Annotated in this window: 15 protein-coding genes; 13 read left to right on the forward strand and 2 right to left on the reverse strand. The window is 74.5% G+C overall.

Features of this window, described 5'->3' with window-relative positions; translation table 11 throughout:
- The 3 genes from ACI6PP_RS21090 to ACI6PP_RS21100 all read left to right on the forward strand — a co-directional run.
- Positions 1-1,374 (forward strand): DUF1800 domain-containing protein (locus ACI6PP_RS21090; protein WP_421113670.1); only part of this gene is annotated, 1,374 nt, incomplete at its 5' end.
- A gap of 11 nt (positions 1,375-1,385) precedes the next feature.
- The gene (locus ACI6PP_RS21095; protein ID WP_421113671.1) at positions 1,386-2,666 is read left to right on the forward strand and encodes a DUF1501 domain-containing protein; all 1,281 of its coding nucleotides are present in this window, start codon (positions 1,386-1,388) and stop codon (positions 2,664-2,666) included.
- Positions 2,667-2,681: 15 nt separating this feature from the next.
- On the forward strand, positions 2,682-3,194 hold the full coding sequence (locus tag ACI6PP_RS21100) for a 2'-5' RNA ligase family protein (RefSeq protein ID WP_421113672.1): 513 nt from the start codon (positions 2,682-2,684) through the stop codon (positions 3,192-3,194).
- Positions 3,195-3,333: 139 nt separating this feature from the next.
- On the opposite strand, the gene ACI6PP_RS21105 is transcribed toward ACI6PP_RS21100, so the two are convergent.
- Together ACI6PP_RS21105 and ACI6PP_RS21110 are read right to left on the reverse strand one after the other, a co-directional pair.
- Positions 3,334-4,455 (reverse strand): NAD(P)/FAD-dependent oxidoreductase, encoded by a 1,122-nt coding sequence (locus ACI6PP_RS21105; protein WP_421113673.1) that lies wholly within the window; start codon positions 4,453-4,455, stop codon positions 3,334-3,336.
- Complete coding sequence (locus ACI6PP_RS21110; RefSeq protein WP_421113674.1) at positions 4,452-5,258, reverse strand: UbiA family prenyltransferase; 807 nt, start codon at positions 5,256-5,258, stop codon at positions 4,452-4,454. Before ACI6PP_RS21110 ends, ACI6PP_RS21105 begins: the two co-directional genes overlap by 4 nt.
- 42 nt (positions 5,259-5,300) lie before the next feature.
- On the opposite strand from ACI6PP_RS21110, the gene ACI6PP_RS21115 reads away from it, so the two are divergent.
- From ACI6PP_RS21115 to ACI6PP_RS21160, 10 genes are all read left to right on the forward strand, one after another.
- Positions 5,301-6,371, forward strand: a complete 1,071-nt coding sequence (locus tag ACI6PP_RS21115; protein WP_421113676.1) for a type III polyketide synthase — start codon at positions 5,301-5,303, stop codon at positions 6,369-6,371.
- A 9-nt stretch (positions 6,372-6,380) separates the two neighbouring features.
- Positions 6,381-6,914, forward strand: coding sequence for an isoprenylcysteine carboxyl methyltransferase family protein (locus ACI6PP_RS21120; RefSeq protein WP_421113677.1), 534 nt, complete (start codon positions 6,381-6,383; stop codon positions 6,912-6,914).
- Positions 6,911-7,933, forward strand: a complete 1,023-nt coding sequence (locus tag ACI6PP_RS21125; protein ID WP_421113678.1) for an NAD(P)/FAD-dependent oxidoreductase — start codon at positions 6,911-6,913, stop codon at positions 7,931-7,933. The genes ACI6PP_RS21120 and ACI6PP_RS21125 overlap by 4 nt, the downstream gene beginning before the upstream one ends.
- On the forward strand, positions 7,930-8,538 hold the full coding sequence (gene idi, locus ACI6PP_RS21130) for an isopentenyl-diphosphate Delta-isomerase (RefSeq protein ID WP_421113679.1): 609 nt from the start codon (positions 7,930-7,932) through the stop codon (positions 8,536-8,538). Before ACI6PP_RS21125 ends, idi begins: the two co-directional genes overlap by 4 nt.
- 9 nt (positions 8,539-8,547) lie before the next feature.
- Positions 8,548-9,363, forward strand: coding sequence for an endo alpha-1,4 polygalactosaminidase (locus tag ACI6PP_RS21135; protein WP_421113680.1), 816 nt, complete (start codon positions 8,548-8,550; stop codon positions 9,361-9,363).
- Positions 9,364-9,469: 106 nt separating this feature from the next.
- Complete coding sequence (locus ACI6PP_RS21140; protein ID WP_421113681.1) at positions 9,470-9,790, forward strand: MerR family transcriptional regulator; 321 nt, start codon at positions 9,470-9,472, stop codon at positions 9,788-9,790.
- 40 nt (positions 9,791-9,830) lie between these two features.
- Positions 9,831-10,280 carry a VOC family protein gene (locus tag ACI6PP_RS21145; RefSeq protein ID WP_421113682.1) on the forward strand — a complete coding sequence of 150 codons (450 nt, stop codon included), beginning with the start codon at positions 9,831-9,833 and terminating at the stop codon, positions 10,278-10,280.
- 76 nt (positions 10,281-10,356) lie between these two features.
- A complete protein-coding gene (locus ACI6PP_RS21150) occupies positions 10,357-10,725 on the forward strand; it encodes a VOC family protein (RefSeq protein WP_421113683.1) in 369 nt (122 codons plus the stop codon).
- 95 nt (positions 10,726-10,820) lie between these two features.
- Complete coding sequence (locus tag ACI6PP_RS21155; protein WP_421113684.1) at positions 10,821-11,858, forward strand: matrixin family metalloprotease; 1,038 nt, start codon at positions 10,821-10,823, stop codon at positions 11,856-11,858.
- A 99-nt stretch (positions 11,859-11,957) separates the two neighbouring features.
- The coding region (locus ACI6PP_RS21160) for a GH92 family glycosyl hydrolase (protein ID WP_421113685.1) at positions 11,958-13,551 on the forward strand (1,594 nt) is incomplete at its 3' end.

The raw sequence follows: 13,551 nt of genomic DNA on the forward strand, positions 1-13,551 counted from the left end.
GCCGCCGCCGGCGGTGGACGTGCATGGTTCGAGCGGCAGCTGTCGCCCGCGGCGATCGCGGACCCCGTCACCGCCTCGATGGTGAGCGCGAACTGGTTCCCGGTGCTGCAGAAGGGCTACGCCGGCCAGTGGAAGGACCACACCGACGGCGTCCGCCGGACCTGGGAGGCCGGCTGGGACCTGTCGCGCCTCAGCATGGTGCGCAAGATCGTCAGCACCCGCCAGGTGCACGAGATGATGGCGGAGTTCTGGCTCAACCACCTCTACATCCCCTCGGGCGAGGACCGCTCGAGCGTGCACCGCTCGTCCTACGAGGACCTGGTGCGCTCGCACGCGCTCGGCACGTTCGCCGACCTGCTGGCCGCCGCGATCGTCCACCCCGCGATGACCGGCTTCCTCACCAACTACCAGAACACGGCCCGGGCCCTGAACGAGAACCTCGGGCGCGAGCTGCTCGAGCTGCACACCGTCGGCGTGGGCGCCGCCTACGGCGAGGACGGCGTCAAGGTGTCCACCCGCCTGCTCACCGGCTTCACCCTCGACGCGTTCAAGACGTGGACGCCCGGCTACGACACCACCAAGCACCACGTCGGTGCCGTCACGGTGCTGGGCAGGACCTTCGCCAACGACAAGCCCGACGGCCGCGCCACGGTGGAGGAGTACCTGCGCTTCCTGGCCACCCACGAGCGCACGGCCGCCCGCCTGGCGCGCAAGCTCTGCGTCCGGTTCGTCTCCGACACCCCGTCGGACGGCATCGTCGCGGCGGTCAAGGCCGCGTACCTGAGCAGCGGCAGCGACATCAAGGCCTCCCTGCGTGCCCTGGTGGACCACCCCGACTTCGAGCGCTCGCGCAAGGCCAAGGTGCGCACGCCCGTCGAGGACGTGCTCGCCACCGCCCGCGCCATCGGTGCGGCGCCGACCAAGCCGTCGACCGGCAGCGGCGCCGAGGGCAAGAGCTTCGCGACGCACCTGGGCTGGATGGCCGAGAACATGGGCTACCGGCCCTACACCTGGCCGCGTCCCGACGGCCCGCCCGACGTCGCGTCGGCCTGGACGGGGTCCTCGCGGATGCTGCGCACGTGGGAGAACCGCTTCTCCCTCGCCGCCGGCTGGTGGGGCAGCAAGGACGTCTCGTACGCGCCGCTCGCCACCTACCTGCCGACCTCGTGGCCGCAGCGCGTCGACGCCGTCGTGGACCACGTCGGCCTGCAGCTCACGGGCGTCAAGCCGTCGGCCGCCGCCCGCACCGCGGCGTGCGACCTGCTCGGCCGGTCGCCCGCCGACGTCGTCCAGCGTGCCGCCGACGTCAGCGAGTGGGACATGACGCGCGTGCGCGGCGTCCTGCTCAACGCCCCCGAGAACCTGCTGCGCTGAGGAGCCCCGCGATGACCACCACCCTGCCCGAGGCCACCACGTGCGGCGACTGCGGCGACTACGGCCTCACCCGTCGCTCGCTGCTCCAGAAGGCCGCGATCGCCGGCGCCGCCGGAGCCGTCACGAGCGTCTTCGGCGACGCGGTCACCCAGACCGTCTTCGGCGCCAGCACCGGACGGCAGCCCGTCCTGCTGCTGCTGTCGCTGCGCGGTGGCGCGGACGGCCTGTCGATGGTCGTGCCGCACGCCGAGGAGGCCTACAACAAGACGCGACCGAACCTCGCGCTCAAGGCCTCGGAGCTGATCGAGGCGAACCAGACCTTCGGGCTGCACCCCAAGTTCGAGGCGCTGCGGCCGATGTGGCGGAGCGGCAAGATGGCCGCGATCCAGGCCGTCGGCATGCAGGTTCCGAACCGGAGCCACTTCGAGGCCATGGAGCTGATCGAGGACGCCGACCCGACCTCCAGCGCGCGCGTCGGGTGGATCAACCGGATGATCGGCTCGCTGTCGGGGACGGACCCGTTCGAGGGTCTGCACCTGAGCGGCAACCAGGCGCCCACGGCGCTCTACGGCCCGCAGCCCATCGTCGCGACCAACGACCTCGGTGCGCTCGACATCCCCTTCGGCGACGACGCGTGGATGCGCACGCGCCTGCAGAGCGGCCTGACGTCGATGTACGGCGGCAGCTCGTCGGCGGCGCTCGGGGAGGCCGGCGGCACGGCGCTGAACGTCGCCAAGCGCGCACGCGCGCTCGGCGCGTCGAAGGAGAGCAAGCCCGCCAACGGCGCGGTCTACAGCACCGACGACCTCGGACGGTCGCTCGCGCGCGCTGCGGGCGTCGTCCGCTCGGGCATGGGCGCCCGCGCGATCAGCATCGACTACGGCAGCTGGGACCACCACGAGGGTGCGCCCTGGCGCCTGAGCTCGATGATCGAGAACCTCGCCAAGAACCTCGCCGCGTTCTTCACCGACCTCGGCGCCGACGGCGACCTCGTCACGGTCGTGACGCTGTCGGAGTTCGGACGTCGGCTCGCGCAGAACGGCTCGTACGGCCTCGACCACGGCTACGGCAACTGCGTGCTCGCGCTCGGGGCCGGCGTCAAGGGCGGGTACTACGGCAAGATGCCGTCGCTCGGCACGGCCGCGAAGCCCGCCGACGACCTGCTCGTCACCACCGACTACCGCCACGTGCTCGGCGAGGTCCTGGCGCAGCGCTTCCCCGACGTCAGCCTGCCGTCGGTGTTCCCCGGGGCCGCGTACGGCGAGGACAAGCGCGTCGGCTTCATGGTGTGAGGCAGGCTGGGCCCCATGGTCCAGTCCGTCGAGCTGCTGCTGGACGCGGGCACGGAGTCGGCGCTGCGCGCGCAGTGGGACGCCCTCGGCGCCGCCGGCCTCCCGACGCAGGCGTCGCACACCGGCGCGTCGAACCGTCCGCACGTGACGCTCGAGGCCCGCGACTCGCTGGCCGCCGACGCCGAGTCGGCGCTGCCCGACGTGGCGGCGATGCTCCCGGTGCCCGTCGTCGTCGGACCGCCGACGGTGTTCGGGCGCTCCGGCACGCGCAGTGGCCTGATCCTCGTGCGCTCGCTGGTGGTCGACGCGGGCCTGCTCGCGGTGCACGACGCGGTCGGCCCGGGCGGCTCCCCCACCTCGGCACCCGGACGGTGGATGCCGCACGTCACGCTGGCGAGGCGGATGACCGCCGACGACGTCGCGTCCGCGCTCGGGGTGCTCGACGCCGCCCCCGACCTGCACGGCGAGGCCGTCGTCCTGCGGCGCTGGGACGGCGAGGCCAAGCGGGACTGGGCCGTCGGCGGCTGATCCCCGCCGGGTCCCCTGACCCCACCCGTCACCGGTTTCCCAGGTTCACCTGGTGTTCCGACGGGACCCCGGGGAACTTCCCGTGGTCTCGTCGGTCTCCCAGGTGAACCTGGGAAACCGACACCCGGCGCGGCGAGCGTCAGCCGCGGGCGAGGGCGGTGAGGAGGTGGGGGGTGAGCAGGCCGCGGCCGAGGCCGACCTCGACGAGCTCGTCGAACGCACGCTGGTCGCGGCGGGCGGCGGAGACGGCGCGGGGCACGACGAACGGCAGCGCGGCCAGACGGGACGCGGCGGCGGTGCCGGCCAGGTGGGCCCGCAGCAGCGGCTGCACCGCGGCCCGGTGACGCTCCCCCGCGCCGGCCGCGTCGCCGTGCGCCGCCGCCCGCCCGGCCAGGACGCCCGTCAGCACCGCGTAGTAGATGCCCTCGCCGGTGAGCGGGTTGATCAGCCCGGCGGCGTCGCCGACGAGCAGCACCCGGCCGGACGTCGGGCGCCAGCCCCATCCCGAGAGCGGCAGGTGGTGGGCGCGGAAGTCGTCGCCGACGGACGCGGTGCCCGGCAGCAGCCGCTCCATCTGCTCCAGCAGCAGCGAGCGCGACGGCGCCGCGCGGCGGCTAAACAGCAGCTCGCCGTAGCCGACGTTGGCCAGGCCGTCGCCGCGGTCGAACGACCACGCGTAGGACGGCTGGCGGTCGTCGCCGAACACGATCTCCTGCAGCCCCCGACGCGCGTCCGCCACCGGCGCGTACCCGCGCAGCGCGAGCGCGCGCCGTCGGTGCGGTCGCAGTCCCGCCGCCCCGCGCACCACCGAGTGCGCGCCGTCCGCGCCCACCAGCACCCGCGCTCGCAGCGTCCCGTCGAGGACCACGCCGTCGGCGTCGACCTGCACGTCGCGCACCCGGTGGCGACGCAGCACCGCGCCGCGGTCGACCGCCGCGCGGACCAGGCGCTCGTCCAGCACCGTGCGCGGGACGACGTACGCCGGCCGTGCCATCCGGCGCTCCACGCCGCCGCGGTCGGTGCGCAGGGCCAGGCGCCGGACGGGCACGAGGTCGTCGAGGATCCCGTGCACGCCCACCTCGGCGAGGACGTCGAGCACGTGTGGCGCGACGCCGTCGCCGCAGGGCTTGTCCCGCGGGAAGTCGGCGCGGTCGACGACCAGCACCCTCAGGTCCGGACGGGCGGCGAGCGCACCGAGGGCGGTCGCGGCTCCCGCAGGTCCGCCGCCGACGACGACCAGGTCCCAGGCGTCGTCGCTCACCTCGACGCCACCAGCAGCACCACGTCGACCAGCGCGATGACCACGGCGACGACGAACGGCACCCGACCGCGGCCGCGAGCGCCCACCACGGCGAGCACCAGCACCGCGGCCAGCACGACGAGCGCGAGCACCGACGGCGTCCCGGCCGGGCCGAGCACCGCGACCACCGAGGCCAGGGCCAGCAGGGCGGGAGCGACGACGCGCGACCGCCGCCCGCCCAGACGGTGCGGCCACCCGTGGACGCCGGTCGCGGCGTCGTCGTCCAGGTCGGGCAGGACGTTCAGCACGTGCGCGCCGACGCCGAGCAGGGCACCGGCGACCGCCTCCCACACCTGGGGCGTCGCGCCCGTCGCGAGCGCCACCACCACCGGCAGCGACCCGAAGGCCACGGCGTACGGCGCCCACGACCACGCCGTGCGCTTGAGCCACAGGTTGTAGGCCCAGCCCGACCCGACCAGGAGCACCAGGTGCACGAGCCCGGCGGCGAGCCCCAGGGCGAGCGAGGTCACCACCGACAGCAGCAGGCTGACGCGCACGGCCGTCCGCACCCGGGCCTCGTCCAGGTCGCCCGACGCGAGCGGCTTGTCGCCGCGGCCCACGGCGCGGTCGCGCGAGGCGTCCACCAGGTCGTTGGACCACCCGATGCTGAGCTGGCCGGTGACGACCGCCGCGACCACCAGCGCGGCGGTGCCGGGGCCGGCGTCGGTGCCGATGCAGAGCAGACCGGCGAGCACCGTCACGGCGACGGTGGGTCCGGGGTGCGACGCCCGCAGCAGCGCGAGGGCCGCCGAGGGGCTGGTCACGACCTTCAGCGTAGGCGGGACGCGCGCCGTAGGCTCACCGTCATGTCCCAGATCCTCGCCGCGCGCGGTGCCCTCCCCGAGCACCGCTACGCCCAGGAGGACCTCACCGAGGCGTTCGCCGACCTCATCGTCACCGGCGACGGCCTCGACCGCGGGCTGCTGCGACGGTTCCACGCCAACGCGGGCGTGACCACCCGCCACACGGCCTACCCGATCGAGCGGTACGGCGAGCTGGACGGGTTCACCGACGCCAACACGCTGTTCATCGACGCGGCCGTCGAGCTCGGTGCGCAGGCGCTCACCGACGCGCTCAAGGCCGCCGGGCTGACGCCGCACGACGTCGACCAGATCGTCTGCACCACGATCACCGGCCTCGCGGTCCCCTCCCTGGAGGCGCGGATCGCCGCGGTCGTCGGCCTGCGCCCGGACGTCAAGCGCGTGCCGATCGTCGGCCTCGGCTGCGTGGCCGGGGCCGCCGGCATCGCCCGCGTCCACGACTACCTGCTCGGTCACCCGGGCGACGTCGCGGTGCTGCTGTCGGTCGAGCTGTGCTCGCTGACGGTGCAGCGCGGCGACACCTCGGTGGCCAACCTGGTGGCGAGCGGCCTGTTCGGCGACGGCGCGGGGGCCGTGGTCCTCGTCGGCGACGAGCACCCGTCCGCCGGCGACCACGCGGGCCGTCCGCGCGTGCTCGACAGCCGCAGCCGCCTCTACCCCGACACCGAGCGCGCGATGGGCTGGGACGTCGGCTCCACCGGCCTGCGCATCGTCCTCGGCGCCGAGGTGCCCGACCTCGTCCGCACGTACGTCCGCGAGGACGTCGACGACTTCCTCGCCGACCACGACCTCACCCGCGACGACGTCGCCTGGTGGGTCTGCCATCCCGGCGGCCCGAAGGTCCTCGAGGCCATGCAGGACGCGCTCGAGGTCGACCACCGCGCGCTCGGCGTCACCTGGGACTCCCTGGACCGCATCGGCAACCTCTCGTCCGCGTCGGTGCTGCACGTTCTCGCCGACACGCTCGCGGGTCGCACGCCCGAGCCGGGCACCTACGGCATCACGATGGCGATGGGCCCGGGCTTCTGCGCCGAGCTCGTCCTGATGCGGGCCTGAGGGGGCGGCGTGGACGCGAGCCTGTGGTGGTTCACCGCGCTGGTGCTGGCGGTCGGGGTCGAGCGCCTCGCCGAGCTGGTGGTCTCCAACCGCAACGCCGCCTGGAGCCTGGGCCGGGGCGGCGTCGAGGTCGGTCGCGGCCACTACCCGTTCATGGTGGTGCTGCACACCGCGCTGCTCGTCGGCGCGCTCGTCGAGGTGTGGGTCCGACGTCCCGCGACGCCGGTCGCCCTCGCCGTCGTCATGCTCGCGGTGGTGGTCGGCGCCCAGGCGCTGCGCTGGTGGTGCATCACCACCCTGGGTCGTCAGTGGAACACCCGCGTGATCGTCGTCCCCGGACTGACGCTCGTCGCCCGCGGCCCGTACCGCCTGGTGAAGCACCCCAACTACGTGGCCGTCGTGCTGGAAGGGATCGCGCTGCCGCTCGTCCACGGGGCGTGGATCACCGCCGTCGTGTTCACCGTGCTCAACGCCGCGCTGCTGCGCACCCGCATCCGCACCGAGGACCGCGCGCTCGACGAGCTCGCCGGGGCGCGCGCATGAGGGACCTGCTCGTCGTCGGCGGCGGGCCTGCGGGGCTGGCCACCGCCCTTTACGCCGCCCGCGCCGGCCTGGACGTCGAGGTGCTCGAGCCGCACGACGGCGTGCTCGACAAGGCCTGCGGCGAGGGCCTGATGCCCGGCGCGCTCACCCGCCTGGCCGACCTCGGCGTCGACCCGCACGGCCACGGCCTGCGCGGTATCAGCTACCACGGCGGCGGACGCACGGCCGTCGCCGACTTCTCCGCCGGCCTCGGTCGGGGCGTCCGCCGCACCACGCTGCACGCCGCCCTGCGCGACGCCGTGGCCGCCGCGGGCGTGACCGTCACCGGACGCACCGCCCGGATCGTGCGCCAGGACGACGACGCGGTCGACGTCGACGGCACCCGGGCACGCCACGTCGTCGCCGCCGACGGCCTGCACTCCCCCGTCCGCCGCTCGCTCGGGCTCGCCCAGACCCCGGCGCGCCGTCGCCGGTACGGCCTGCGCACCCACCTGTCGACGGCGCCGTGGAGCGACCACGTCGAGGTGCACTGGGCCCGCGACGCCGAGGCGTACGTGACACCGGTCGGGCCCGACCTGGTGGGCGTGGCCGTGCTCACCGAGCGCCGCGCGCCCCTCCAGGAGCACCTGCGCGCCTTCCCCGAGCTGGCCGAGCGTGTCGCCGCCTCGGGCACCGGGGCGGTCCGCGGCGCCGGGCCCCTGAGACAGTCGTCCCGGCGCCGCGTCGCCGGGCGCGTCCTTCTCGTCGGCGACGCGAGCGGCTACGTCGACGCCCTCACCGGCGAGGGCGTGTCGCTCGGCCTCGCCCAGGCGCAGGCCGCCGTCGACGCGATCGTCGCCGGCCGTCCCCACGACTACGAGCGCAGCTGGCGCCGGATCACCTGGAGGTACACCCTGCTCACCCACGGCCTGCTCGCCGCGTCCCACCTGCAGCCGGTCCGACGCGCCCTGGTGCCCGCCGCGGCCGCCGCCCCGCGCCTGTTCGGCGCGACCGTCGACGTCCTGGCGCGGCCCGCGTGAGCGCCGAGCAGGTGGTGCTGCTGGACGAGTCGGGCGCAGCCGTCGGCACCACGCCCAAGGCCGGCGTGCACCACCTTGACACCCCGCTGCACCTCGCGTTCTCCTGCTACGTGTTCGCCGGCGACCGGCTGCTGCTGACGCGGCGGGCGGCGTCCAAGACCACCTGGCCGGCCACCTGGACCAACACCGTCTGCGGCCATCCCGGCCCGGGCGAGCGGCTCGAGGACGCGGTCCGCAGGCGTGCCGTCGACGAGCTCGGCCTCGAGGTCGACGACGTGCGCCTCGTGCTGCCCGGGTTCCGCTACCGCGCGGTGATGGACGACGGCGTCGTCGAGAACGAGATCTGCCCCGTCCTGGTGGCCACCACGTCCGCCGACCCCGTCGCCGCACCCGACGAGGTCGACGACTGGACCTGGGTCGAGTGGGACGAGCTCGTCGCCGGGGTGCTCACCGGCGAGCGCGCCGTCTCGCCCTGGTGCATCGAGCAGGTGACGGCGCTGTTCGCCCTCGGGGGCAGCCCCGCCGAGTGGCAGACGGCCCCCGACGCCGCGCTGCCGCCGGGCGCACGTCCGGAGAACCACCCGGCGGTCGTCGGCGAGCCGTAGCCTGTCTGCGTGCTGAAGAACGTCGTGCGGGTGGCCGCGCTGGTGCTGCTCGTCGGACTGCTGTCCTCTCCCCCGGCCCAGGCCGCGTCCTCACCCGAGGCGCCGCCGGTGGCCGGCCGCGTCGACTACCAGCTCGGCGGTGCCTACAAGCCGGCGCGCGGCGTCGACGTCGTCGTCCGCGACCGCACGTCCAAGCCCGCCAGGGGGCGCTACTCCATCTGCTACGTCAACGCGTTCCAGACCCAGCCCGGCGAGCTCGGCTGGTGGCGCTCGAAGCACCCCGGCCTGCTGCTGCACGACGACGACGGGCAGCTGGTGGCCGACCCCGACTGGCCCGACGAGGTGCTGCTCGACACCTCGACGGCGAACAAGCGCGCCGGCCTCGCCCGCATCGTCGGTCGCTGGGTCCGGGGCTGCGCCGATCGCGGCTTCGACGCCGTGGAGTCCGACAACCTCGACAGCTGGACGCGCTCGGACGGACGCCTCACCCGCGCCGGCAACATCGCCCTCGCGCGCAGCCTCGTCCGCACCGGGCACCGGGCCGGGTTGTCGATGGGCCAGAAGAACGCCGCCGAGGCGGTGCGGGCCGGACGCCGCACGGCCCGCTTCGACTTCGCCACCGCCGAGGAGTGCGAGGTCTACCGCGAGTGCGGCGCCTACCGTCGCGTCTACAAGCGGCACCTGATCGAGATCGAGTACACCGACAACGGCAAGCGGGCCTTCCGCCGCGCCTGCGCCAAGCGGGGCCACTCGGTCAGCGTCCTGCTGCGCGACCGCGACGTCGTCCGTCGCGGTGCCGACGGGTACGTCTCCCGCTGGTGCTGACCCGCCCGTCCGGCGTGGTTCGCCGTGCAGGGCGGTCGAGGACGGCTAGCGTGGGGGCTACCGGTTGCAGACCAGGACCGGCCCCGGACCCGAGGAGGCGTCGGCCATGAGCACCGCCACCGATGCTGCGACGACGGCGCCGAGGACCGCGCCCCTCGAGGCCGGCACGTCGCAGCCCGCCGGCCTCCTGTGGGGCATCGGCGCCGTGGCCACCCGCACGAAGATCCCCGCGGCCACGCTGCGCAACTGGGACCGGCGCTACGGCATCGGCCCGTCCGCCCACTCTGACGGCGGCCACCGCCGCTACGACGAGGGCGACATCAGCCGCCTGACCTACATGGCCCGGCTCATCGACGACGGCGCGGCCGTCCTGGCGGCCAGCGAGGTCGCGGCGAGCCTCAGCGTCGACGAGATCGACGCGCTCTGAGGTCCTCGCTCCTGTCGGGGGTGGCTCCTAGGCTCCCTGCATGGAGCAGAGACTGAACTACGTCACCCTCGCGGTCGCCGACGTCGGTCGGTCGCGCGCGTTCTACGTCGACGGCCTGGGCTGGGAGCCCGCGCTCGAGGTGCCCGGCGAGGTGCTGATGATCCCCCTGGGCGCGGGGCTGGTGCTCTCGCTGTGGTCGCGTGACGGCTTCGTCGACGAGGTCGGCGAGCCCTCGCCGGGGCTGGCGCCGCTCACCCTGGCCCACAACGTGGCCGACGAGGCGGGCGTCGACGCCGCCGTGGCCGACGCGGTGGCGGCCGGCGGCACCCTGGTGGGTCCGGCGGCCCACCGCGAGTGGGGCGGCTACACCGCCTACGTCGCCGATCCCGACGGGTTCCGCTGGGAGATCGCCCACAACCCCAGCGACATGGGACTCGCGCAGGTGCGCGACTCGCAGGCGGCGATGCGCGCACGGTCCGACGGACTCTGACGTCCCGGCCCGACGACTCCAGGCGCCCGGGACGGTCAGTCCCGACAGACCCACCACCACACCGGAGGACACCACCATGCAGACCCTCGAGACCTTCAGCGGGTTCGCCGTCGACGACGTCGCGGCCGCGCGCACCTTCTACTCCAGCACGCTCGGGATGACGGTGAGCGAGCAGAACGGCATGCTCGGGCTCGACGTCGGCGACGGCCACCACGTGCTGGTCTACCCCAAGCCCCACCACGTCCCGGCCGAGTTCACGGTGCTCAACTTCCGTGTCGCCGACGTCGAGGCGGCCGTCGACGAGCTCGTGGCGGCCGGTGTGGAGCCGATCCGCTACGACGGCATGCAGCAGGACGAGCGTGGCGTGTTCCGCCTCGGCGGTCCGTTCATCGCCTGGTTCCGCGACCCGGCCGGTAACGTCCTCTCGGTCCTGCAGGACCGCTGACCGCGGGGCGGACGCGAACCTGAGAGTTCATCCATTCTGCGTACACCTACCCATATCTGAGTAGAGCATGGTGCCCAGTCGTCCCTGGAGCCCCCATGCCACTGCAGATCCCCGCCCGCCCGACGCGCCGTCTGGTCGCCCTCGCCGTCACCGCCCTGTCGGCGCTCCTCGTCGTGGGGGCCGCCGCAGGCGTGCCCGCGTCCCCGCGTTCGACGCAGGCCGCGGCGGCGCCCACGACGAGCACCGCCCTCCAGGTCGTCGACCACGCGGACGCACTGCGCACCGTCGCGTCCATCCGCACCCAGATCCGCCGCACCACCGCGCGCATCACCGCCACCAAGCGCACCCTGCGTCGGTGCGACCGACGCCGCACGGCACGCGCCGAGCGGGCGTGCAGGACGCGGGCCCGTCGCACCCTCGCCTCGCTGCGCTCGAGCCGGGCGGCCCTGCGCCGTCAGCTCGCCGACGCCAGCAGGCCGGTGGCAGCACCCACCACCCCGGTCGCACCGGCCGTCGGGTCGAACCCGTTCGACCCCGACGGCGACGGCACCGACGCCTACTGGAACAAGCCCGCCACCGGCTTCACGCTGATCAGCGGCGCCTCGACGCCCCGCTGGCCCTGCCAGAGCACGATCACCTACCGGATCAACCCGGCGGGGGCTCCGTCGAACGCGGTGGCCGACGCCAAGGCGGCGTTCGCGCTGGTGGGCCAGGTCAACGGGTACGCGTTCCGCTACGACGGCACCACCACCGCGACGAGCGCGTCCGACACCACCGACGTCGTGCTGTCGTGGGAGCGTGGCGGCGCCGGCACCCGTCTCGGGGAGAGCGCGATCGCGATCGGCGGCTCCTACCAGTACACGCAGGGGTCGAGGCGCTGGCTGGCCAAGGGGTCGATCGTCTTCGACTCGCGTCGCACGCTGACCCCGGGCCTCGGCGTCGACGGGAGGGAGTCGGCCACGCTGGGGCGCGTCATGGTGCACGAGATGGGCCACGTGCTCGGCCTGGGGCACGTCGACGACAACACCCAGATCATGGCGCCCGTCCTGTACCGCCAGCGCACCGCCGCCAACACCGGCGACCGCAACGGGCTGCGCCACCAGGGACGCGCCGCGGCCTGCGCCGCAGGCTGAGGCGTCGGCGGCCGTTCGTCCGCCGTTCGTTGACGCGCGGGCCCGGTGCGGCGAGAGTGACGACCGTCCCGTTCGTCCCCCTCCAGCACCGGAGCCCCCGTGCGTCTCGCGCCCGTCCTCACCCGTTCCTGCGCCGGCGCCGTCACGGTGCTGCTGGCCGCAGGACTGCTCTCGGCACCGACGGTCGCCGAGCCGCGACCCGCACCCACCCGCGACACCGGCCTCTCGCGCCACGTCGACCCGCTGATCGGCTCGGCCAACGGCGGCAACACCTACCCCGGTGCCGTGCGCCCGTTCGGGATGCTGTCGTGGAGCCCCACCACCACCCGCGGCGACCAGACCGACACCGGCGCGGCCAACGGGTACGCCTACGACGCCACCCGCGTCCGCGGCTTCAGCCTCACGCACGTCAACGGCGCCGGGTGCGCGCCCGGCGCGGCGGGCGACGTCCCGATCATGCCGTTCGTGGGCGACGTGACCTCCTCGCCCACCGCGGACTCCTCCGACGAGGTGTACGCCTCCGACTTCTCCCACGACGACGAGACCGCCGAGGCGGGGCGCTACCGCGTCGGCCTGGCCAACGGCGCCACCGCCGACCTCACGGCCACCACGCGCACGGGCGTCGGCGAGTTCACCTTCCCGCGCGGCAAGGCCGCGAACCTGCTGTTCCGCACGTCCAACTCGCTCAACGGCAGCGAGGACGCCGACATCCGCATCGACGCCCGCACCCGCACCGTCACCGGCTCGGTGCTCACCGGCGGGTTCTGCGGACGCCGCGCCACGGGCAACGGCAGCAACCGCGTCAGCTACTACCGGTTGCACTTCGTGGCGACGTTCGACCGTGCCTTCAGCCAGGTGGGCACCTGGGAGGACGACCGGCTGATGCCCGGCGCGACCACCTCGTCGGGCGGCGAGGGCTACCTGACGGGTGCGGACCGCAGGGGACGCGGATCGGGCGGCTGGGTCGGCTTCGACACCCGACGTGACGGCGACGTCGGCATGCGGGTGGGCATCTCGTACACCAGCCTCGCGGGCGCGAGGAAGAACCTGGCGGCCGAGACGACCCGTCGCTCCACCGTCGACGGCGTGGCCCGGGACGCCCGTCGCGCCTGGGACCGCGCGCTCGCGAGCATCGAGGTGGACGGCGGCGACCCCGACCGTCGCACCGCGTTCTACACCGCGCTGTACCACGCGTACCTGCAGCCCAACATCAGCAACGACGTCGACGGCCGCTACCTCGGCGCCGACCAGGAGGTGCACCGGCTGCCCCGCGGCCAGAGGGCGCAGTACGGCAACTTCTCGGGCTGGGACCAGTACCGGGCGCACACCCAGCTGCTCGCCCTGCTCGAGCCCCAGGTGGCGGGCGACTTCGCGCAGTCCCTGTTCAACCTGGCTCGCCAGAACGGCGGCGTGTGGGACCGCTGGGTGCACGTCAACGGCCCCACGCACGTCATGACTGGCGACCCGTCGGCGCCGACGCTCGCGGGGTTCCACGCGCTCGGGGTGCGCAACTTCGACGTCGAGGGCGCGTTCGACTCCCTCGTCCGGCAGGCGACCGTGCCCAACCCCGCCGGTCTGTCGGAGTCCGGCTGCCCCGGCCAGTGCGTCGGCCAGCGGCCGAACCTCGCGGAGTACCTGCGCCTGCACTACGCGCCGCAGGACGACTGCCGCTGCTGGGGCGGTGCCGCCGAGA

Source organism: Solicola agrisoli (assembly GCF_049059935.1).
Lineage (GTDB): Bacteria > Actinomycetota > Actinomycetes > Propionibacteriales > Nocardioidaceae > JAURVT01.